This window comes from Salinibacterium sp. NG253, from assembly GCF_015864945.1.
Lineage (GTDB): Bacteria > Actinomycetota > Actinomycetes > Actinomycetales > Microbacteriaceae > Rhodoglobus.
Map to the genome: position 1 here is coordinate 1,946,334 of NZ_JADYWF010000001.1, position 21,727 is coordinate 1,968,060.

A 21,727-nucleotide genomic window follows, 5' to 3' on the forward strand; every position below is an offset into this window, starting at 1 on the left:
GCACCTTCTGGTTCGTTCGAACTGCTGCGGTCAGGAGCGGGGGAGCGACCTAGCCGCCACCAACGGTCTTTGCGATATCAGTGGCAGAATCGCCAGCGCGACGCAAGACGTAGGCCACGAGGCCGAGGGCCAGAAGCGTCAGCAGCAGCATGATCGTTGAGACGGCGGCAATTTCAGGCCGCAATCCGGTGCGCACGGCACTCAACACGTAGACAGGCCACGGAGTGGAACCCGAGACCTGAACGAAAGCCGAAACGATCGTGTTGTCGAGGCTGAGGGTGAACGAGAGAAGGCCACCAGCGAGAACGGCGGGCATCACCAGCGGGAGAGTGATCTGCGTGAAGCGCTTGAACGGGGGAGCGTAAAGGTCGGCAGCGGCCTCCTCCAAGCTCTCATCGATACCAACCAGGCGCGAGCGCACAATGTACGCCACGACGGCGGTCGCGAACAGAGAATGACCAACGACGAGGCGCACGATTCCGTTGTCGAACATGCTGAGGCCGACATCCTGACCGAGGAAGACCATCCACGGCAAGAGTGAAACGGCATCCACAATTTCGGGGGTGACGGTAACAAGCACGAGCAAGATCAGGAACGCGGGTGCCCACTTGCCGGCCCGGCGAGCGAGTGCCACACCAGCCATGGTGCCGAGAGCGGTCGCGATGAGTGCCGCAATGAAGCCGGTCTGGATCGACACCAGCACGGCATCCGTGATGGCTGGTTTAGTGACGATGGCGGCGAAGGAGCCGAAACCGAACTCATCCCACGCCACCAGAAGGCGACCCTCGTTGAACGAGTAGATGATGATGACGGCGATGGGCGCAAAGAGGAAAACGAAAACGATCACGGCCCACACCTTGAGCGACACGTCAGTAAGTGTCAGGCGGTTCATGATTTGTCTCCCAACACGAGGCGCTGGTTGGCGCGAAGCGGCCACGCTGCAAGCCACGCCACAAGCGCCGCGATGCCGACGGTGGTCAGGATGGTAAGCACGAGCACGACGGCCATGGCTGAACCGAGCGCCCAGTTCTGGGCGGTCTGGAACTGGTTAGCGACCATCTGGCCAGCCATGTTTCCCTTTGCTCCACCGAGAACGGTAGCGGTGATGTAGTCACCCATGAGCGGGATGTAGACGAGAAGAATGCCGACGACGATGCCGGGCTTCGCGAGGGGCAGTGTCACGTTCATGAACGTTGACCAGCGCCCGGCGCCGAGGTCTTTGCTCGCTTCACGCATCGGCAGCGATACGCGGTCGAACGCTACGAACATGGGCAGGATCATGAGCGGCAAGTAGTTGTAGACGACACCGATAAGCACGGCGGTGCGGGTGTAAAGGATTTCGAGGGGCTCGTTCAGCATGCCAATCGACTGGAGGGCTTCGGAGAGGATGCCGCTCGGCGCGAGGATGATCTGCCAACCGATGGTGCGAACCAAGAAGTTGGTCCAGAACGGAATCATGACCATCGCGAGCAGAATTCCGCGGCGAGCGATGGGGGCCTTGAACGCGAGCCAGTAAGCGAATGGGATGGAGATGGCCAGGCATATCAGGGTGCCGACCACCCCCACCCACAGTGTGTTTTGGAACGTTGTAAAGAACGTCGGAGATAACGCCTCGGCGTAGCGGTCAAACGACAGCACGTCATTGGCGTGGGTTCCGAAGATGCCCGGTTTGTATCCGAAACTAAACCAGACCACGAGCGCGACGGGCGCTACGAAGAAGGCGAACAGCCACGCCCACGCCGGGATGGCGAGGGCAAAGCTGGGCAGCTTCAACCAGCGAGGGCGCTTCGATGGCGCCTTTCGCGGTGGGGCCGTTCGGCCTTCAACGGTAGTGGTCATAGTAAATTCCGGATGGTCGCGGGTTAGGCGCCGGCCGACGCCTTCGTCTTGTCCCAAATTTCAACGATGCGCTGCTGCGCGTCGCCGATGGCTTGAGTGTGCATGGTGCTGATCTGTTCTTCATCGAAGAAGACGAGGTCGAGCATTTCGAGGCCCTCAGCACGTGCTGTGTCCTCGATGCCCGTTCCGCCGGTGTGGTACCCGATGTAGTCGAGTTCGCGCAGCGATGCCTCGGGGGTGAGTACGTAGTTAATGAAAGCGTGAGCCGCTTCAGGGTTGGGTGCGCCCTCGGCGATAGCCCAGTTGTCCATCCAGAGTTCGGTGTCGGGCGAACCGAGCACCCACTGCCAGCGGTCGGGGTCTTCGCTCTCCATGATGCCGATGCGAGCGTCACCGTTCCACGACTGCATGAGCATGTGCTGCGCCTGCGGAATAGCGGCTCCACCGGGGTAGGAGTCGAAAGCGGAGATGTGCGGCGCGAGCTGCGTGGTGAGGAACTCTTCCGCGGCGGCAAGGTCTGCCTCGTCGGTGGTGTTCCAGTCGATGCCGTTAGCCCAGTAGTAGATGCCGAGCAGGGGAGCGGGGTCGTCGAGCACCGAGGTCTTGCCGCTGGCCTCATTCTGGGCCGCGTCGATGAAGTCACTCCAATTGGTGAGCTCGCGGGTGATCTTGGTCTTGTCGTAGACGAAACCAGTCGTGCCCCACGCCTTGCAGATGGAGTACTCGTTGTTCGGGTCCCAGTCGCGACCGAGGAAGTCGGGATCCATGTCGGCGATATTCGGGATGAGGTCGAGGTTGAGCTTGCTGAGCAAACCGTTCTCGATCATCTGCGGGATGAACGGGCCGGTCGGAACAACGATGTCGTAGCCACTGGTGCCGCGCGCAGCAACAAGCTTCGAGATGAGTTCTTCGTTGGAGTTGAAGGCATCGAACGTGACCGTCGGGCCCAGCTCGTCAGTGAATTCACTGACCAGATCGGGGTCGTCATAGTCACCCCAGCTGTAGACCGAAAGTGAACTTTCAAGGTCGCCGCCGGTCGCCTGGGTCGCCGAGCCAGTGTCGGAATCTGTGCTGCACGCGGCTAGAGCGGCAGCGCTGGCTGCGGCACCCGACAGCGCGAGAAAGCGACGACGGTTCAGTTCGCTCTTCATGATCTTCGTTGCCGAGGTAGAGGCAAGAATGCGAATGGGCTGTTCGTGGGACATCGGGCTGCTCCTTCTAGAGAGAAATTGAACTGGTTGGTGGGGCTGGGTTGGAGACCGCGCGAGCAATATCGGCCTGAGCCTGACTCGCCTGATCGCTGGGGAAAAGATGAACGGATGCGGTGTCCCAGGTGCACAGCACTGAGTCGCCGACAGCCAGACGTGGCGCGTTCGGGCGCGGAACCCGAGAGAGCAGCGTCTGGTCGTTTCCGATCGACACCAAGAACTGAAGCGTCTCTCCTTGATGGGACACCCCAATAACCTCGCCGCGAATCTGGTTCGCAGCAGTGCTCGTTGAATCTCCGGTGGCGAGCGCAACAGCAACAGCTTCGGGACGCACGGCGGCCTGAGCATCCATGCCGGCCGCGAGATCTTCATGGGGACCCGAAGCGTTAATAATTCCGAACGGCGACTCCATGACAGACAGATCGTTTGTCATCGTGCCAGCGATAAAGTTCTGCTGGCCAATGAAGCCAGCAACATAGGCGCTCGCCGGCGAATCGTAGATCGAGTCGGCGTCATCCAGCTGCTCGATGCGTCCCTTGCGCATGATCGCGATGCGGTCACTCATCGAGAGTGCCTCACCCTGGTCGTGCGTGACAAAGATGAAGGTGATACCGAGGCGCGACTGCAGAAGCTTGAGCTCGATCTGCATTTCTTCGCGCAGCTGGCGGTCGAGAGCACCCAGCGGCTCATCGAGGAGGAGAACGGCAGGGCGGTTGATGAGGGCCCGCGCCAGCGCGATGCGCTGCTGCTGGCCGCCTGAAAGTTGAGTGGGCTTGCGGTCGGCGAATGAGCGCATCTGCACGAGATCGAGTGACTCAGTGACGCGCTCGCGAATCTCCGACTTGGGCGTGCCCTTTTGGCGAAGCCCGTAGGCCACGTTCTCGGCGACACTCATGTGCGGGAAGAGAGCGTAAGCCTGAAAAACTGTGTTGACGTTGCGCTTGTGGGGAGGAATGCCCACAACATCCTGACCAGAAATGCGGATGCTGCCCGAGGTTGGCTCTTCGAAGCCGGCGAGCATGCGCAACGTTGTTGTTTTGCCACAGCCCGAGGGGCCGAGGAGAGAGAGGAACTCGCCGGGGCGCACGTGCAGGCTGATGTTGTCGACAGCGATGGCGCCGCCGAACTTCTTAGTCACGCCCTCAAGGACAACAGAACCCTCTGGCTCGCTAGCGCTGGTCATTTCTGCACTGGACCTTCCCGCGGCTGAACCTGCGGGAGCTGTGTTCTGGGCTGACTCTGTCACGACGCTACGTACCTCCAAGATCGCGAAAAGTTATTCGCAACTGTTGGTGTAGTCAACCGGAAAAACCGGCGAGACGCAACGGTATACATGGTTAAGTTCGTGTTACAGAACGGATTTCGTTGTTATTGGGCGTTTTTTGTGCGTAAATCTATGAGATTCCCCCGAACCACGACAGGGCGCGTCGTTACTCGTAGCGTCGGTGAATCAACCGCGACAGAACGATGGAGCTGCGGGTGTTGTCGATGTTCGTGGCAGTGCGCAGTCTCTCGAGGGCGATCTCAAGCGAGTGGATGTCGCGCGAGCGCATATGGACGACTGCGTCGGCAGACCCACTGACTGTTCCGGCATCCACCACTTCGGGAATGGCACTGAGGATGCGTTTGAGTTCTTGCGGAGCCACGTTTCCGCGGCAAAAGAGCTCGACGTACGCTTCGGTTCCCAAGCCATCGACGGCGGGATCGACCTGCACGGTGAAGCCGCGGATGGTGCCGTTGGCAACCAAGCGGTCGACGCGCCGTTTAACTGCGGAGGCCGAAAGCCCCACGGCTTCTCCTATATCTCCATAGCCTGCGCGGGCGTTGAGGCGGAGCATGTCGATGATTCCTGCGTCCAGCTTGTCCATGCCCTCAGAGTACGGCGAATTATTGTGCCTTGGCTAGGGATTGCGCCGAATTAGTGCGCACATTACCGAGACATTGCGGATAGGTGCGTGAAACACTGGGGCTATGACGATCACTGACACCGAATCGACCACGCCTGCCCGCCAGGCCACCGCGAAGACTGTGCTGATGTGCCGTCCCGACTTCTTTACAGTCACGTACAGCATCAACCCGTGGATGAATCCCAACGATCCCACAGACACCAGCCTTGCTGTGAAGCAGTGGCAGACGCTCTACGACACCTACATTAACCTCGGCTTCACCGTCGAGCTCATTGACCCCATCGATGGCCTGCCCGACATGGTCTACGCCGCAAACGGCGGCTTCGTGATCGACGGCAAAGCCTACGGCGCCCTCTTCACCTACGACGAGCGCAAAGCAGAAGGCCCCGCCTACATGGACTGGTTCGGCGCTAACGGTTTTGACGTTGCTTCCCCCGAGAACGTTAATGAGGGTGAGGGCGACTTCCTCCTTGTCGGCGACAACATCCTTGCAGGCATGGGCTTCCGCACTTCGGTCGAAAGCCACCGAGAGCTTGCAGCGCTTTCGGGCCGCAACGTTGTCTCCCTCAACCTCATTAACCCCAGCTTTTACCACGTCGACACCGCCATCGCGAAGCTCGACGAAACCAACATCGCCTACCTCGAGAGCGCGTTTGACGAGCCCTCGCTTGAGAAACTCCGTGCGCTGTATCCCGACGCCATCCTCGCCACTGAAGAGGATGCGGCAGTGCTCGGACTCAACTCCTACAGCGACGGCTACAACGTCGTGATCGCCGCCCGCGCCAAAGACTTCGAGCGCCAGCTCAAGGAACGCGGCTACAACCCCATCGGCGTCGACCTCTCCGAGCTGCTGCTCGGTGGCGGCGGCGTAAAGTGCTGCACCCTCGAACTGCGCCGCTAGCGGCACGGTACCGATAACTTCGCCGCTAGCGGCGAGATGCGCCTGGCGCACTGAACAGAACGAATGGCCTGCGACTCGAGCGCGGGCCATTCGTGTTTTGCTGCCGTACTGCGCGGGCTAGCGCTCTTCGCAGATCACGACCGGGATGTCACGGGTCGTCTTGGTCTGGTACTCCGCGTAGCGCGAGTTGGCGGCCACAATCTGGGGCCACAGCTCGGCCTTCTCGGCGGCATCCGCAGTGTGGGTGTGCACGGGCACAGTGCGTCCGCGCACGGTGAGTTCGGCATCCGGATTCGCCTGCAGATTGCGGTACCAGAGTGGGTCGCGGTCGTCGCCGCCCTTCGACGCCACAATCACCCAGCGGCCCTTGCTATGCACGGGAGCAGTCAGCATCGTTGACCGGCGGATGCCCGACACCCGGCCCGTGGTGTGAAGCTCGAGTGAGGGCATGCCCCCGAGAGTCCAGCCCAGGCGCCCGCCCGAAACCGCAAGGATCGCGCGGTGCACGCCGTTCATGAGTTTCATGCCGAGGTCGCTGAGGCGGTTGCTAGTTCTCATGGGTCTATTGTCGCGCGTCTGGTGGGATGCGGCTGGATGGCGTCAGGCGTCTGCCTGAGTCGAGCGCGTTCAGACGGTCAGACAGCCGCGCGGCGCTGCGGCGGGCGCACGAAGAGTGCGAGCACGGCGACGGCAATCGGGAGGCTCGCAAACCACACGGCCGGCTCGGTGAAGTTGCCACTGACATCGACGGCAAGGGCGAGGGCGATGGGGCCGAGAGCGGTGGAGCCCAGAGCGATCGCGGTCGTGACGCCGCGAATGGAGCCGATGTGGGCGGTGCCGTAGTAGCGCACGTAGGCGGCGGCTTCCATCCCGCGCAGGCTTCCGCCGGCAGCACCGAGCACGAGTCCGTAGAGAATAGCCGTGCCGTCGGGGCCGACGACCGAGAGCAACAGCAACGAGCCGGCGAGAGTGAGCATCGAGAAGATCACGAAGAGCTTGGGGCTCACGCGGTCGACGAACGCTCCGACAATCAGGGTTGCCGCGATGCCGGTCACGGTTTGCGGGAGAAAGTTGGCGGCCGCTTCGAACGGGGTGAGGCCGCGCTCGCCGAGAATCGCGATCTGGTGGAAGGCGAGGCCAGTGCTCAGCATGCCCGAGACGGCGAGGGAGGACGCGATGACCCAGAACATGCCGGTGCGGGCTGCTTCGCCGAGCATCCACGACTCTTTCTGGATGACGATCTGCGCTGTCGACAGATCTTCGGTCTGGGCGGCAACCCGGCTGCGCCTCGGCAGGATGAACGCGAGCGGTACGACGACGGCGAGCACAATCGCGGCTTCCCAACGCCACGCGGCGTGAATCCCGACGGCCGAGATGAGTCGTTCGAGCCCAACGGGGGCGAGGGAGATTCCGGCGGATCCGATGGCGGCCGTGATGCCCAGCGCCAGACCGCGGCGGTGGGTGATGGCGCGGGCGACCGCCGTGGTGGCGGCGAGGCTGAGGGCGCCCTGGCCGAGCATCCGCACGCCGACGAAACCGGCAGTGAGTCCGGCGACGCCGTCGACGAAACTTAGGGCAAGCAGCACGCTCGCGAACAGGGCGCCGATGACGATGGTGACGTAGCGGGCGCCGAAGCGGTCGAGGGCGCGGCCGATGAAGGGTTGGGCGGCGGCACCAACGATCGTGCCGAAGAAGTAGCTGACCGAGATGCCCGTGCGGGAGACGTCGAGTTCAGCGATGAGCGGGTCGGTGAAGACGGAGATTCCGGCGGTCTGACCCGGAGCGGTCATCACCGAGATGATGCCCGCAGCGGCGACCAGGCTCACCCACGGCAACCACCGCGCGGGCGACCGCTGTGCCGGAGAACGTCGGCGCGACTGAGCCACGTTCACATCAGAGGAAACCACAACCACTCAACCCTTCGAACCCACCGTCGGGCCAGCGCTTGGCGCCGCGACTCCTGCCGCAACGCATAGCCAAAATCGTACTCGCCTCTGGCGTGACGGGATTCAGGCGCGTTGCGGAGCAGTTGCGTAAAGTTGCGACATGAACGCACTGCGCTCGCGGGTGGTGGCTCGGGACATCGACGAGCCGCACCGCAAAACGACTCCGCTCGAGCTGCTCTTTGACCTGACCTTCGTGGTCGCGGTCGCCTCGGTCGTGCGGCAGCTGACGCACGCCGTCGAGGTGGGGCATGCTTTCGAAGCCATCGCGCCGTTTCTTATGGTCTTCTTCTCCATCTGGTGGGCGTGGAACCAGTTCACCTGGCTGGCCTCGGCGTACGACACGGATGACGTTCCCTACCGTCTCTTCACCATGCTGCAGATGGGCGGCATCCTCGTTCTCGCCGCCGGCGTTCCTATGGCCTTCGACGACGGCAACTTTGCAGCCGTCACCGCGGGATACCTGATTTTGCGAATTGGGCTTATCGCGACCCTGCTGCGCGCCGTAAAAGATGACCCTGAAACGCGCGCCACCGCCGGACGTTATGCGCTCGGTATCGGGGTCGTGCAGGTCGGTTGGTTGTTGCGCCTGTTGCTTCCCGCCGAGCTGGCCATGGTGTCGTTCGGCATTCTGGTAATTGCGGAGCTGGCAGTGCCGCTCTGGGCCGATCGTGCACAGCGACTGTCCTGGCATCCGCACCACATCGCGGAGCGCTACGGAAAGTTCACGATCCTGGTGCTCGGCGAAAGCGTGCTCGCCTCGACGTTCGCGGTGCAGGAAGCGCTCGAAGAGGGGCTGACGCCGTCGCTCATTGTGGCGTCGGCTGCTGGCCTCGTGCTGCTGTTCGCGCTGTGGTGGCTGTACTTCTCTGAACCCGCCGCCGAGGGCCTAGAAAACAGGCGCGATCGCTACCTGTTCTGGAACTACGGCCACTACTTTTTGTTTGCGGCGCTCGCCGCCGTCGGAACCGGCATCGAAGTGTCGGTGCGATCCGTCACGACAGACCTCGAGTCGAGCGAGCTTGTGGTCGGCTTCTCTCTGGCGCTGCCCGTTGCGCTCTTCATTCTGCTGCTGTGGCTGTTACACGCGCCCATGGTGGAGCGGGTGTCGATTCCGCGATCGGCAACAATCGTTGCGGTGCTCGTGATGCTGGCGCTGCCGCTGGCGGCATCCGCCATCGGCACTATCGGCGTAGCCGTGGCTATTGCGGTGGTCTCGGTAATTCTGCTGGCGGTCGCACTATTGACGGGACGCATGCGCGCAGCAAAACTTGAGGCCAAGCAGGACTAGCAAAGAGAGGGCGGAACACGATGTTTGATCCGAAAGATGCATTCTCTGGATTCAGCGTCAACGATCTGGAAGCCGCTGCGGCCTTCTACCGTGACAGCCTCGGCCTCGCAGTCGCCGATGGCGGAATGGGCACGCTGCGCCTCACGCTCCCCGGCGGCGCCGAAGTGACCATCTACCCGAAAGAGAACCACGAACCGGCGAGCTTCACCATCCTGAACTTTGCGGTCGAGGATGTCGAAGCTGCCGTCGATGCGCTTAACGAGCGTGGCGTGGTGACCAAGATCTATAGCGACGGCGACCTCATGGGTGACCTCGGCACTGACGCGAAGGGCATCATGCGTGGGCACGGGCCCGAGATTGCGTGGTTCAAGGACCCCGCGGGAAATGTGCTGTCGGTCATTAAGGCGTAGTTGGGCTCAGCAGCATTAGGGTTTTGACTAGCCACCTCAAACTGAGGCTCCCTCGTGGCGAAATCTTTTGGAGAAAGAATGACCTCGAAGAAGCCAGTTTCTGCCGCGCCCAATAAAGAAGGGCTGCCCGCGGCGGTCGCGGCTCAAGCAACTAGCATCGCGAAGTCGGATGGTTTCCAAGCGAAGGTCTACGACGCCATCTCGGTCCAGCGGCCAGTTGTCCTCGAATACCTAAGATCGCTGCGCCGCGAGAAGCCGGATGCGAGTCCAGCTGAATTGTTGAAAGAGCTGGAAAAGCGGTACGTCGCGACGGTTACAGTCGCGAGTACCGGGGTAGGCGCCTCGGCGGCGATTCCTGCCGTCGGTATTCCGTTGGCTCTTGGGCTCGGCGTTGCCGACCTGCTGTTCTTCTACGAGACAAGCGCTCTGTATGTTCTCGCAGCGGCGGAACTTCATGACATCGAAGTCCATGATGTGGAGCGTGCTCGACCGCTCATTTTCGGAATTCTTCTTGGTCAAAAGTCGCAGAGCCAAGTCACGCAGCTCGTGATGCAAGCGTCAGGTGCAGGCGGAGTAAGCATGGCCCGTGGCGCAGCTACCAATGCCGTCGGCGCGACGCTCTCGAGCGGTTGGGGATCAGTTCTTACGCAGCAGCTTCCTGACTCCGCACTCGCGCCACTAGCGACTGTTCTTGCAAGGGAGGCGCTAAAAGCCAGCGCGAAGTTCGGAGTGGGAACTCTGGGCAAGGCAATTCCCTTCGGCTTGGGCGCCATTGTCGGAGGCGTCGGCAGTTATACCTTCGGCAGCGATGTAGTGAAAGCTGCCCACCTCGCGTTCCCGACGTCTCCAGAAAATTTCCCGGAGTCCCTTTCTACTTTCCGCAAGCCGAAGCCCGAAGTGACTGCCTCGTCTCGTGCCGCGCAAGCGCTTCAAGCTGCAGCTGGAGGTGTCGCCGGCTTTAGCGGCGCAGTCCGCGAAAAGACTACTGATGCAGCCGCCCTTTTCCGTTCCGTAGATCTCGACGGAGACGGCATCCCTGACGAGGCCCGAGCGGTGACTGCAGCTAAGCGGACGGGATCAGCGATCAAGGGCGCTGCAGTGGGCGGCGTCGGTGCAGTGGGTTCGCTCTTCAAGAAGAAGGGCCCGAGCGAATTCCTGTCAGGAAGCCTTACGGATAACGCCGAGGACGCGTAAATGTCGAAACAGTGGGGCGATACGCGAGAAGTCTCGCCTCACTGCCATAGTCTGCCGCGTCCACTTCTCAACATTGGCGAGCAGCCTTCCGGAGATCTCAGAGGCGCGCAATGTGCTGAAATGCGCAGCGCCTAGAGCCACAATGTGAGTCATGCATAAACGCCATGAAGTAACGGTTGAGCTGGGCTTCGCTGGCGAGCGAACACTTCAAGCATCCTGCGTATGCTCTTGCTATACGTATAGCATCACTGTACGGTTGAAGCTGTGATCAAGTCGTTTCGCCACAAAGGTCTCGAAACGTTCTTCGCGACAGGAAAGAAGTCGGGGATACGGCCAGATCACGCTAACAAACTCCAGAGACAGCTCGCAGTGCTCGACAATGCTCGGTCGGTCGACGACATCCCCGCGGCTTGGAAGCCACACTCGCTCAGCGGCTCAACAGCTGGGGGTCGCGATGTCGCCGGTCACTATGCAATCTGGGTGAGCGGTAACTGGAGGATGGTTTTCAGATTTGAGGGCACCGACGTTTATCTTCTGGACTACCTCGATTATCACTAGAACGGAGCAGCAACGATGAGCATGCACAACCCACCCCACCCTGGCATGTTGCTGGAGGACTATCTCGGCGACGTCAGCCTCGCTGAAGCTGCCCGCAGACTCGGCGTCACGCGGGCGACGCTGTCGCGCATCCGTAATGGGCACGCATCAGTTACCGCCGATATGGCGGTGCGTCTTGGAATCTTGCTTGGCACCAGTGCTGAACTGTGGCTCGGCATGCAGACCGCGTACGACCTGTGGGTCGAGCGCCAGAAGCCTCACCCCGAAATAGTGTCGCTAGCGAGCTAGACGTAGTTCCGAACGCGATCTGATAATCGATGGCCGTGGGGAATCGATAGGAGAAAATCCATGATGTCGACTAAACCGTCCCACGCAGCAACCGCTCGCGAGGACGGCGATTGGTGGCTCGTGGAAGTGCCCGAACTCGACACCGCCGGCCAAGCGCGGAGCGCCGGGGAGTGCGAGATGGTGGCCCGCGAAATTATCGGGCTTTGGCTTGACGTTGATCCGAAGGCGATCGATGTCACAGTCACAGTCGAAAAATAGGGGTGCCCGGCGAACTTGGGCAGCGTGCTTTGCGCGCGGCACAGTAGCGTTGACCCATGACGGTACTCACCCCAGCACTGCTTGATCGCATCCGGTCGCGGGCCGCGCGCTACGACCGCGAGAACATCTTTTTTACCGAAGACCTGCAAGAGCTGCGTGCCGTTGGGTATCTGAAGCCGCGCAGTTTGCGTGAGCTGTCGGATGACCAGCGCCTGCTTGCCGCGTACGCCCCGGCCACGGCGCTCGCCATCAACATGCACCTCGTGTGGATCGGCGTTGCGTGGGCTCTGCGCGAGCGCGGCGACTCGAGCCTCAACTGGTTGTTGGCGGATGCCGAAGCCGGCGAAATCTTTGCTTTCGGCTTGAGCGAACCCGGCAACGATCTCGTCATGTGGGACTCGCTCACCACCGCCGAAACCGTCGAGGGCGGTTACGCGTTCACGGGCACCAAGATCTTCACCTCGCTGTCTCCGGCGTGGACCCAGCTGGGTCTCTTCGGCAAGCACACCGCCGACGACGGCACTGAAACCCTCGTGCACGGTTTCATCTCTCGCGATGAGCCCGGCTGGCGGTCGCTCGGCGACTGGGACACCCTCGGCATGCGCGCCACCCAAAGTCACACCACGGTGCTGGATGGCGCTTTCGTTCCCGCAAACCGGGTCGCTCGCGTGCTGCCCGTCGGCCCCAACGCCGATCCATTCATCTTCGCGGTCTTCGCCAACTTCTTGCCGCTCATCGCCTCCGTCTATGCGGGCCTTGCCGACCGCGCCCTCGAACTCGGGGTCGAAGCACTGCAGCAGCGCAGCTCGGCCATCAGCGGTGAGGCGTACTCCGAGCATCCGAATCTGCGCTGGCGAATGGCGGATGCCGCCCTCGCGCTCGACGCGATCGAACCCCAGCTGCACAGCATCGTCGATGACGTTGATGGACGTGTGGATCACGGGGCTGGCTGGTTCCGCAAACTGACCGGTGTGAAGCACCGCAGCATCGAAACCGCACGTCACGTCGTCGACCAGGTGATGCGCTCAGCCGGGGGAGGAGCGTTCCGCAGCACAAGCGAACTCTCGCGCCTGCAACGCGATGTGCTCGCCGGCATCTACCACCCCTCGAACCCGGAATCGGTGTACAAGACAGTCGCGAGCGACCTGTTCGGGAGTTAGGCGCGCGAGCTCAGGGAATGTAGTTGTCGGGTGCGTAGGCCGCGGTGATGACGAGAAGCTGACCCTGAGTTTCGGCACTCAGCTCGGTGGTGAACGGGGTCCAGAATGAGCCGGCGATGTATTCTCGCGGCGTTGTGCCCAGCACGCTGGAGAGCTCGTCAGGCGTCATCCCATCCGGTGGACGCACCGAGACTAGAGACCAACATCCGCCCGAGGCGCACTTTTCGTCGACCGCAACGATCTCGCTTCCCTGAGGGAGGGCGATCGAGGAAGTCGGCGGAACTTCCCACTCCGAAACGGCGACGGTCAGATAGGTGAGACGCAGCAAATACACGATCACGAATGCGGTGACGACGACGCTTGCGCCGATCCACACCCATTGTTTACGAGTTATGCTCATAAGGCTCGACGGTACCATGACCGTCGGATGCATCGTCAGCGTCGAGCACGAGGCCGAAGATCCCCGAAGTAATGATGAGCCAGGCCGCGAGGATAATGATCGCCAGAACGGTCACGAGAACTGCGAGAGGTTGGGTGCTGCGTTTCATTCTGGCCCCGCTCTCGCGTTTGTCGTGATGGCTGCGACTCGTAGATGGAACCCACTGTGACACGTGCAAGCGACCGATTCGCCGAAGCGGATGGAGAGCATCCGCCCGTCGAGAGTGCTAGCCGCCGTTGATTGCGATGCTCACCCAGCCCAGCAGCGCAAGAACGACCAGGATGCCGCCGAGTGAGATTGCGATACGAGGTCGCTTGCCCAGAACTAGGTAGTACAGCGCGGTCGCGATAGGTGCGGTCCACGCTCCAGCCGCGATCATGAACATGCCCAGGAACACGGGAGTGTCCAGGTGGGTAATGAGCCCCGTAACTAAGACTGCGAGACCGGGCACGATCCCGAAGAGGGGGCTCAGCGCGATGAATAGTGCGAGGGGGAGAGCTCGAGCGGGAACCCGCGCGCTCAGCCACAACCATGTCGGCACACCGAACAACGCGGCTACCGGGAGTCCCACTGCAGTTGCGCGGGCGAAAGCGTGCAGCAGCTCTGAGCCAGTCGAGCCGTAATGGGGACTTCCCAGCACCACGAGCGCAGTGCCCAGAGCCAATGCCACTGCGACGCAGCCGAGAACGGCGGCGATGTCCGTGAAGTTTCGCTGCGGGTGCGCGCTCGCTGGGAGCGGAACACTATCGATGCGCTGTTCTGGTGCCGATGTCGTCACTGGTCCACACCCCCTCGAGCCACCCGAGCCACCCCGAAAGGTGACCCGTCCTCATTCGAGGTTACAACGAGGCGACATGCTCGCGCGCCCCGAGCCGCAAGCTCACGTCGTCGTCGCGACGCTCATCGTCGTGATGGCTCACGAGCACCACGATCTTGTCGGCGAGAGCCGTGCGCAGGTCGGTGATGAGTTGCTCAGCGCTCGCGGCATCCAAGTGGGCGGTCGGCTCATCGAGCAGCACGACATCCGCACGCGTGAGGAGAGTGCGGGCAACCGCGAGGCGCTGACGCTCACCGCCCGAGAGGCTTTCGCCCGCCGAACCCACGCGAGTGTCGAGGCCGCGGTCGAGCGAATCGAAGAGCGGGCCGAGACCCACCTGGCGCAGCACCGCAACAAGCTCCTGCTCGGTCGGCTGATCATCGTGCGCGCGGCCCAACAACAGGTTCGCGCGAATCGTCGAATCGAAGAGGTGCGACTCCTGCGGGCACCACGTGACCGCCGCGCGCAATTGCTCGGGCGACAGCTCGCGAGCATCCACCCCATTGAGACTCCACGAGCCAGCGGCTGCCGGAAGATACCCGAGCAGCGCCGCCAACAACGTCGACTTGCCGGCGCCCGAAGGACCTTCCACGACGAGCCACTCGCCACGCGCAACCCGAGCGGTCGCGCCCGAGAACGCCAGTGTCGGGCTCGAAGGCCAGCGGATGCCGAGCTCCTGCAATTCCAGAACGGTCACGTCACCGAGTGGCTGGTCTGCGCTCGCGGCTGCGGTGTCAGCGCGGTTGGCGTCATGGCGCGCGCCGCGGCGCCCAGCCGGTGAGCCACTGTTATCGCGCACGCTCGCAGCCGAACCGCCAGCATCCGTCCCAGCAGTAACCCCGCGCACCTTGGCAAGCGCAGCGCTCAGCGCGGGCCATTGCTGCACGGAGTCAACGAACGCTATCAACGAATCAACGAGACCGATGGGGATGAGCACGAGCACGGCGACGATTCCGATGGGAAGGGTGCCAGCGGTAACCGCGGGAGCGGCGACGGGCAGCATGGCGACGGCGGTCACCGAGCAGGCGAGTACGACGACGGCGTTACCGATTCCGAGGGCGCGAGCGCTGCGGCGGGAGAGCGCGCCTGCTTCGGCATCGATGTGATCGAGGCGGGCGAGCATCCGCTGGCCGACACCGTTGGCGCGCAGGTCGGTGGCAGCTCCGGTCATGGCGGCGAAGGCGCGCACGACACGCGATTGAACTTCAGCGATGCCGTTCGCTGCTGAACGGTCCACCCACACGGCCACGATCGGCGCGACGATAAGCCCCACCGCGAGCCCCCACAGCAGCACGGGAACAGCGGGCGCGTGCAGCAGGCCGACCGCGATGAGCGCGGCGAGCGACGTGCCGGCTGCAACGGCGGGAGGCAACACGACGCGGGGAACGAGATCGCGCACCCGGTCCGAGGCGGCAACGAGGTAGTCGAGAGCAACCCCGCCATTGGCGAGCGCGCGTGAACCGAGCGCCCGAGCGCCCAGACCATTCCACAGAGCAACCCGTAGCTCGATCACCGAACCGAGCACGGCGCGGTGGGTGGCGAGACGTTCGGCGTAGCGCAAGGCAGCCCGCCCGATGCCAAAGAACCGCACGCCGACGATCGCGACGAGCAAGAACATGAACGACGGATGTTCGCTCGCCCGCACAATCAGCCAGCCCGAGAGTGCCGTGAGGGACAGCGCGAAGAGGCTCGCGCCCACACCGAGAGCGATCGCTCCGACGAGAGTTCCGAGGGTGGGGCGCACAAACTCGAGCAGACTGGCGAGAGTCGCGCGGGTTGTGCTGGGCTCGGCGAGAGAGTCAACATCCACGTCCCCTGCAACCGTCAGCGGATCAACCCGAGACTCGACCGCACGAGTTCCGCCCGAGGCGCCAACAACGACTACCTGATCGGCCAGCGCCGCGATGCCCGCCTCGTGCGAGGCAACCAGCACGGTGACGGGGCGACCGCGCAGCTCAGCAATCGCGGCTTCAACGCGGGCAGCGGATGCCGGGTCGAGATGAGCGGTCGGCTCATCGAGCAGCAATAGGGTGGCTCCCGCTTCGACGCGCAGCAGTCCGCGCGCGACGGCAATGCGGCGCAGCTCGCCCGGGCTAACCTGGCGCGGATCGGCCTCGGCAAGCCCGGTGAGCCCGAGGTCGAGCAGCACAGACTTGATGGCTTTCTCGTCGTTGCTGTAGAGGCGAAGTTCGTCGAGCACGGTGTCAGCAACAGTGTGCGGATGCTGCGGAACCCAGGCCACCCGGGAAACGTCGATGCCCCACACGCTGCCGCCGCTGGGCTCGCGATTGCCCGCCAGCACCTCGAGAACACTGGATTTTCCGCTGCCGCTTGGCCCATCCAGAGCAGTAATGGTGCCGGGGGTTGCCCGGAAGTTCAGACCGTTGACCGCGGGCAAAGCGCGGCCGTCGTAGGCGATTGTGAGGTTCACGACGCGGAAAGCGCCAGCACTCTGGCGGTGTTCCCGTGCCCGCGGCGCATCGATGATCGCGCGAGCGCGGCGCAGAGCGGTGAGCCCATTCTCGGAGGAGTGGAACGCGGCGCCCAGCTCGCGGAAGGGTGCGAAACACTCCGGGGCGAGTACGAGCGCGATAAGGCCGACGGTGAGGGAGAGCTGATCATCCACCAGCCGTACGCCCACAAAGACAGCAACGACCGCGACCGAAATGGTGGCGATGAGTTCGAGCACGAGCGCCGAAAGAAACGCGGTGCGCAAGGTCTCCATCGTCTTCGTGCGGTTCTCGGCAGAAATCGCGCGCAACGCTTTCGACTGCTCGCCGACTCGGCCAAGCCCCACCAGCACGGGCAGGCCGCGGGCCAACTCGACCAAATGATCGGAGAGACGTTCGAGGCTCGCGCTTGCCGCATCGGCCCGCTCGCGAGTGTGGCCGCCGACCAGAATCATGAACACCGGAACAAGCGGGACCGTCAACACAACGATGAGCGCGCTCACCCAGTCGACTGAGAGGATGCGCAGGCCGACCAACAGGGGAACTGTCGCCGTCATCACGATCGTCGGCAACACCACGCGGAAGTAGTTGTCGAGCTCATCGAGCCCCACCGTTGCAATCGCGGTGCTTGCGCCCGGGCGAGCATCGGAACCGGTGAGCACTCGCTCCGCGAGTTCGTGGCGCAGAGACTCCTTGGCGCCCAACGCAGCGCGGGACGCGAAACTCTCCGTTGCCCAAGCGGTGGCCGCGCGGAGGAGGCCAGCCGCAATGCCAAGGCCGATCGCGAACTGCCACGCCGCGGCATCCCCGTCAATGACGCCAACGACACCGCGCGCGACCGCCTCGGCCATGAGCACGAGCGCCAATCCCTTGAGAGAAGCAAGCAGCCCCAACCCGAATAGTGTGTGCACACCACCCGGGCCGAAGCCTGCTGCGAGTCGTTCGTGGAGTTTGGCTCTCATGCCCTCCATCGTGCCCTAGCTAGCTGAAGAAGAGGGGGCAACCGCAGGCTTCACGATGTGCGCCTCTGGGAGGTGGTGATCGCTCAGACGGTTGCGGAAGACCCAGTAGGTCCAGCCCTGGTAGATGAACACGAGAGGCAGTCCGAACGCTGTAACAACGCTCATCACGCCCAAGGTATATTCACCGCTCGCGGCGTTAGAGATCGTCAAGTTGAACGCGGAGTCAATGGTCGAAGGAAGCACGACCGGGTATACGGCGGCGAAGATGGATGACGCACCCGCCACCAAGAATGCTGCCATCCCGATAAACGCCCAGCCTTCATTTCCGGCCTTCGCGCTGAGCCACGCGAAGACGACCGCGATCACAGCGAAGACAACGAGAACCCAAGTAATGACGGTGCCGTTCTGGAACTGGATGATCAGCACCCAGGCCACGATGGGAAGCAACGCTACGGGACTCCAGCGCACCACGAAGTTGCGGGCACGAACGCGCACATCGCCATCGGTTTTGAGGCCAAGGAAGACGGAGGCGTGAACGAGAGAGAAGCCGACGACCGCGAGGCCACCGAGCACGGCATACGGGGTGAACCACGCGAAGGCGCCGCCAACGCGGTCACCGTTAGCGTCGATGGGGAGGCCGGTCGTGGTGAGCGCGAGCGCTGCACCGATACCAAAGGCGGAACCCAGCGAGCCGAGGCCGAGAGCGCGGTCCCACCACATGCGCCACTTCTCAGTGGAGCCCTTGCCGCGGTACTCAATTGCGACGGCGCGGAAGATAAGGCTCACGAGCACGATCGTCAGCGGGATGTAGAGCGCCGAGAAGAGCGATGCATACCAATACGGGAATGCAGCAAAAGTGGCGGCTCCGGCCGTGATCAGCCAGACCTCGTTACCGTCCCAGACCGGGCCGATGGCATTGAGCATGAGACGTCGTTCGCGGTCTTTGCGGGTGCTGAACAGCAGCAGCATCCCGACGCCGAGGTCGAAGCCTTCGAGAAGGAGGTAGCCGATCCACAAAGCCGCGATCGCGATAAACCAGATTGTCGGAAGAAGTTCCATGAGTAGTAGCCCTTCTGCTTAGTAGGCGAACGCGAGAACGTCGTCGCGATTGTCTGGTTTGTTGGGATCGTCAGGGTCGTTGCCATCGCCATCCGAATGATCGAGCTCAGGCATTGCCGACGCAACCCCACCGCGCACGTACTTGACGAGCAATCTCACTTCGAAGACCATCAGGAAGGCGTAGACCAGAGCGAGGGAGACGAGCGAGAAGATGATCTCTTCGCCACTCACGCCGGGGGAGACGGCTGCCGCGGTGAACATGTAGACACCGTCGACGCCACCGGGCGTCGGGTTGGGCACGACCACGAAAGGTTGGCGGCCCATCTCGGTGAACACCCAGCCGGCGATGTTGGCGCCGAAGGGGGCTGCGATGCTGAGCAGCGCTGTTCCCATGAGGAACTTCGACCGCGGCACGGTGCCCTTGCGAACGATCCACAGTGTGAGGGCGGCAAACGCGGCTGCGAGCATTCCGAAGCCGATCATGAGGCGGAAGCCCCAGTAGGTGACCTCCATGAGAGGCAAGTAATCGATCTCTTGGCCGGCGCGCTCGCCATACAGCGGGTCGTCGGGAAGGTTGGTTCCGTACAGCTCTTGGTACTGCGGGATGAGGGTGTTCACACCCTGAATCTCGGTATCAAAGTCGCCGTGCGCGAGAAACGAGAGCAAGCCGGGAATTTCAATAATGCCCACGACATCTTCACAGTTTTGGCCTCCGAGGGGGCCAATCGACAGCACCGAGAAGCTCGTGCCGTCGTAGCACGCAGCCTCAGCGGCGGCCATCTTCAGCGGCTGCTGTTCAAACATGAGCTTGGCCTGAAGGTCACCCGTGATCGAGAGAGCGCCAAATCCGAGGATCGCGATAACGGCACCGATGCGGATGCTCTTGATCCAGACGGCGTGATCCTTGCGATCGCGGCCCGGGATGCTGAGGTTCTCGCCGACGACGACACGACCTGTGGCATCCACAGAGTCGATCCCATCGCGACGGCGCTGCCAGAGCTGGTACCAAGCAATGCCGACCACGAAGCCAGCACCGACGGCAATAGCACCGGTGACCGTGTGGGAGAAGGCGGAGAGGGCGGTGTTGTTGGTGAGCACGGCCCAGATGTCAGTCATGACGGGGCGACCATCGATGAGTTCAACACCGACCGGGTGCTGCATCCAGGAGTTAGCAACAATGATGAAGAAGGCGGAGACGATCGAGCCTGCGACAGCGATCCAGAGGGTGGCGAGGTGGATTTTCTTGGGGAGACGGCTCCAGCCGAAGATCCACAGGCCGAGGAAGACGGACTCGAAGAAGAAGGCCAGCAAGCCTTCCATGGCAAGCGGTGCGCCGAAGACGTCACCGACGTAGCGGGAGTATTCGCTCCACGCCATGCCGAACTGGAACTCTTGAACGAGACCGGTGGCCACACCCATGATGAAGTTGATGAGGTACAACTTGCCCCAGAACTTGGTCATGCGCAGCCACTTTTCGTCGCCGGTGCGCACCCACTGGGTTTGCATGAGCGCAACGATAGGGCCGAGACCTAACGTGAGCGGGACCATGATGAAGTGGTAAACGGTAGTGATTCCGAATTGCCATCTGGCGATCTCTAGGGGGTCCACTCCTGGCCTCTCTAATTGTGACGATTGCCCTCATAACAGCAGCCAATGTTTTAGCTGGGTAAGTGCTGTAAGACATTTCTACACCTTCGTAGAATTTATTTCTACTTAGGGTAGAATTGGCCCATGAATTCGCTGGGTGAACTCGAACGCAGTGTCATGGACCTGCTGTGGGCGAGCACTGAAAGCCTCTCGGCCTACGACCTGCAGGCTGCTCTGGCATCCCCTGCATCATCCGGGCGCGAGCTCGCCGCCACCACCATTCTCACCGTGCTCTCTCGACTTGAGAAGAAAAACTTTGTGGTGCGCGAACGTGACGTGCGCCCGCACCGTTACCGCGCCGCATCAGTGCGCGCCGAACACATGGCAGACCTCATGCACGAAGTGCTCGGTGGCGCCAGCGACCGCACCGCAGTGCTCGAACGCTTCGTCGGGCAGGTCACGAGCGAAGAAGCCGAGACCCTCCGCCGCATTCTCGCCGGACGATAACCGTGGTTGCCGCCGCGATCACACTCGGCTTCGTCGCAGTGCTGCTGGCGTGGCCACTGCCCGCACTGCTTACGGGTGCCACCTGGGCCTACCGTCGTCCAACTCTCGGGCTGCTCGTCTGGCAACTCGTCGCCCTCGTGGGCGGCTTCAGCATGATCGGCTCCCTCGTGCTGCTCGGGGCCGCAACCTTCGCCACCGATCTTCCGGATGCCGCAACCGGCATGTGGCGCTTCGTCACCCACAACGAACTCCCCGAAGGTTCCTCGGTGTGGTCGTTGCTCGCACTCTCGGGAGCTCTCTTCCTCACTGCGCACCTGCTGCTCAATCTCCTCGTCACCGTCGTCTACGCGGAGCGTGAGCGTGCGCGCCACTCCCAACTCATCACCCTGCTGAGCGAACCGATGACCGACCGCCCCGGCACGCGACTCATCAATACCCCAGCCCCCGTGGCCTACTGCCTCCCCGGTGCCCTCACCTCCATCACCGTGCTGAGCGCCGGACTGCTGCAATTGCTCGACGAAGAAGAACTCCAAGCGGTCATCGAACACGAACGTGCCCACGTGCGTCTGCGCCACGACATCGTGCTGATCTTCTTCACCGCCTGGAAAGTTTCCCTCCCGTGGCTACCCACCGCCCGCAACGCCTCCCGTGAAGTCGCCCTCCTGCTCGAAATGCACGCCGACGATAATGCCCTCGTACACGTCGGCCGAGGCAGCCTCGCCCGCGCCATCACCATCGTCTCCGAAGGTGGCGCGCTACCCCAGCGCAGCGAACTCTCCTCAGCAATGCCCGAATCGACGCCAAAGGAACTACGGGCTCGACTGCTTCGGCTCGCCTAAACCGCTGGGAACTAGTCCGCATTAATGACGACTAGTTTGGCCCCCAATAGGGGTCTAGCGTTCAAGTAGAGAGAAAGTCTCAGGCTTTCGCTCACGCTACACAGTCGCAT

The 21,727-nt window shown here is 62.5% G+C and carries 23 protein-coding genes; 10 read left to right on the forward strand and 13 right to left on the reverse strand.

What is annotated here, in order from left to right:
- Positions 1–49: 49 nt before the first annotated feature.
- From I6E52_RS09315 to I6E52_RS09335, 5 genes are all read right to left on the reverse strand, one after another.
- Positions 50–892, reverse strand: a complete 843-nt coding sequence (locus I6E52_RS09315; RefSeq protein WP_197121987.1) for an ABC transporter permease — start codon at positions 890–892, stop codon at positions 50–52.
- Positions 889–1,839 carry an ABC transporter permease gene (locus I6E52_RS09320; RefSeq protein ID WP_231601081.1) on the reverse strand — a complete coding sequence of 317 codons (951 nt, stop codon included), beginning with the start codon at positions 1,837–1,839 and terminating at the stop codon, positions 889–891. Before I6E52_RS09320 ends, I6E52_RS09315 begins: the two co-directional genes overlap by 4 nt.
- 23 nt (positions 1,840–1,862) lie before the next feature.
- Positions 1,863–3,044 carry a spermidine/putrescine ABC transporter substrate-binding protein gene (locus tag I6E52_RS09325; RefSeq protein ID WP_197156603.1) on the reverse strand — a complete coding sequence of 394 codons (1,182 nt, stop codon included), beginning with the start codon at positions 3,042–3,044 and terminating at the stop codon, positions 1,863–1,865.
- Between the two features lie 13 nt (positions 3,045–3,057).
- Positions 3,058–4,230 carry an ABC transporter ATP-binding protein gene (locus I6E52_RS09330; RefSeq protein ID WP_197156605.1) on the reverse strand — a complete coding sequence of 391 codons (1,173 nt, stop codon included), beginning with the start codon at positions 4,228–4,230 and terminating at the stop codon, positions 3,058–3,060.
- Positions 4,231–4,477: 247 nt separating this feature from the next.
- Entirely contained in the window at positions 4,478–4,915 is a 438-nt protein-coding gene (locus I6E52_RS09335) for an Lrp/AsnC family transcriptional regulator (RefSeq protein WP_197156607.1), read from the reverse strand.
- A gap of 103 nt (positions 4,916–5,018) precedes the next feature.
- Here I6E52_RS09335 and ddaH point away from each other — a divergent pair, with 103 nt between their 5' ends.
- On the forward strand, positions 5,019–5,855 hold the full coding sequence (gene ddaH, locus I6E52_RS09340) for a dimethylargininase (RefSeq protein WP_197156609.1): 837 nt from the start codon (positions 5,019–5,021) through the stop codon (positions 5,853–5,855).
- Positions 5,856–5,972: 117 nt separating this feature from the next.
- Here ddaH and I6E52_RS09345 read toward each other — a convergent pair whose 3' ends face one another.
- Positions 5,973–6,413 (reverse strand): nitroreductase family deazaflavin-dependent oxidoreductase, encoded by a 441-nt coding sequence (locus I6E52_RS09345; RefSeq protein WP_197156611.1) that lies wholly within the window; start codon positions 6,411–6,413, stop codon positions 5,973–5,975.
- Positions 6,414–6,490: 77 nt separating this feature from the next.
- Positions 6,491–7,762, reverse strand: a complete 1,272-nt coding sequence (locus I6E52_RS09350) for an MFS transporter (RefSeq protein WP_307842470.1) — start codon at positions 7,760–7,762, stop codon at positions 6,491–6,493.
- Between the two features lie 139 nt (positions 7,763–7,901).
- On the opposite strand from I6E52_RS09350, the gene I6E52_RS09355 reads away from it, so the two are divergent.
- The 7 genes from I6E52_RS09355 (at position 7,902) to I6E52_RS09385 (ending at position 12,957) form a co-directional block, all read left to right on the forward strand.
- Positions 7,902–9,089 (forward strand): low temperature requirement protein A, encoded by a 1,188-nt coding sequence (locus I6E52_RS09355; RefSeq protein ID WP_197156615.1) that lies wholly within the window; start codon positions 7,902–7,904, stop codon positions 9,087–9,089.
- 20 nt (positions 9,090–9,109) lie between these two features.
- Positions 9,110–9,499 carry a VOC family protein gene (locus I6E52_RS09360; RefSeq protein WP_197156617.1) on the forward strand — a complete coding sequence of 130 codons (390 nt, stop codon included), beginning with the start codon at positions 9,110–9,112 and terminating at the stop codon, positions 9,497–9,499.
- 78 nt (positions 9,500–9,577) lie between these two features.
- Entirely contained in the window at positions 9,578–10,693 is a 1,116-nt protein-coding gene (locus I6E52_RS09365) for a hypothetical protein (protein WP_197156619.1), read from the forward strand.
- 264 nt (positions 10,694–10,957) lie between these two features.
- Positions 10,958–11,251, forward strand: coding sequence for a type II toxin-antitoxin system RelE/ParE family toxin (locus I6E52_RS09370; protein WP_197156621.1), 294 nt, complete (start codon positions 10,958–10,960; stop codon positions 11,249–11,251).
- A gap of 15 nt (positions 11,252–11,266) precedes the next feature.
- Positions 11,267–11,539, forward strand: coding sequence for a HigA family addiction module antitoxin (locus I6E52_RS09375; protein ID WP_197156623.1), 273 nt, complete (start codon positions 11,267–11,269; stop codon positions 11,537–11,539).
- 60 nt (positions 11,540–11,599) lie between these two features.
- On the forward strand, positions 11,600–11,797 hold the full coding sequence (locus I6E52_RS09380) for a hypothetical protein (protein WP_197156625.1): 198 nt from the start codon (positions 11,600–11,602) through the stop codon (positions 11,795–11,797).
- Between the two features lie 56 nt (positions 11,798–11,853).
- A complete protein-coding gene (locus tag I6E52_RS09385; protein ID WP_197156626.1) occupies positions 11,854–12,957 on the forward strand; it encodes an acyl-CoA dehydrogenase family protein in 1,104 nt (367 codons plus the stop codon).
- A 10-nt stretch (positions 12,958–12,967) separates the two neighbouring features.
- Here the strand turns inward: I6E52_RS09385 and I6E52_RS09390 are convergent, their stop codons facing one another.
- The 6 genes from I6E52_RS09390 to I6E52_RS09415 all read right to left on the reverse strand — a co-directional run bounded on the left by I6E52_RS09390 (position 12,968) and on the right by I6E52_RS09415 (position 20,292).
- Positions 12,968–13,357, reverse strand: coding sequence for a hypothetical protein (locus I6E52_RS09390; RefSeq protein WP_197156628.1), 390 nt, complete (start codon positions 13,355–13,357; stop codon positions 12,968–12,970).
- Complete coding sequence (locus I6E52_RS09395; protein ID WP_197156630.1) at positions 13,341–13,505, reverse strand: hypothetical protein; 165 nt, start codon at positions 13,503–13,505, stop codon at positions 13,341–13,343. Before I6E52_RS09395 ends, I6E52_RS09390 begins: the two co-directional genes overlap by 17 nt.
- Positions 13,506–13,622: 117 nt before the next feature.
- Positions 13,623–14,174, reverse strand: coding sequence for a hypothetical protein (locus I6E52_RS09400; RefSeq protein WP_197156632.1), 552 nt, complete (start codon positions 14,172–14,174; stop codon positions 13,623–13,625).
- Positions 14,175–14,235: 61 nt separating this feature from the next.
- Positions 14,236–17,625, reverse strand: coding sequence for a thiol reductant ABC exporter subunit CydC (cydC, locus tag I6E52_RS09405; protein ID WP_197156642.1), 3,390 nt, complete (start codon positions 17,623–17,625; stop codon positions 14,236–14,238).
- Between the two features lie 15 nt (positions 17,626–17,640).
- Positions 17,641–18,684, reverse strand: coding sequence for a cytochrome d ubiquinol oxidase subunit II (gene cydB / locus I6E52_RS09410; RefSeq protein WP_197156644.1), 1,044 nt, complete (start codon positions 18,682–18,684; stop codon positions 17,641–17,643).
- Positions 18,685–18,702: 18 nt separating this feature from the next.
- Positions 18,703–20,292 carry a cytochrome ubiquinol oxidase subunit I gene (locus tag I6E52_RS09415; RefSeq protein WP_197156646.1) on the reverse strand — a complete coding sequence of 530 codons (1,590 nt, stop codon included), beginning with the start codon at positions 20,290–20,292 and terminating at the stop codon, positions 18,703–18,705.
- A 123-nt stretch (positions 20,293–20,415) separates the two neighbouring features.
- Here I6E52_RS09415 and I6E52_RS09420 point away from each other — a divergent pair, with 123 nt between their 5' ends.
- Both I6E52_RS09420 and I6E52_RS09425 read left to right on the forward strand, forming a co-directional pair.
- The gene (locus I6E52_RS09420; RefSeq protein ID WP_197156648.1) at positions 20,416–20,778 is read left to right on the forward strand and encodes a BlaI/MecI/CopY family transcriptional regulator; all 363 of its coding nucleotides are present in this window, start codon (positions 20,416–20,418) and stop codon (positions 20,776–20,778) included.
- Between the two features lie 2 nt (positions 20,779–20,780).
- A complete protein-coding gene (locus I6E52_RS09425; protein WP_197156650.1) occupies positions 20,781–21,617 on the forward strand; it encodes a M56 family metallopeptidase in 837 nt (278 codons plus the stop codon).
- Positions 21,618–21,727 lie beyond the last annotated feature (110 nt).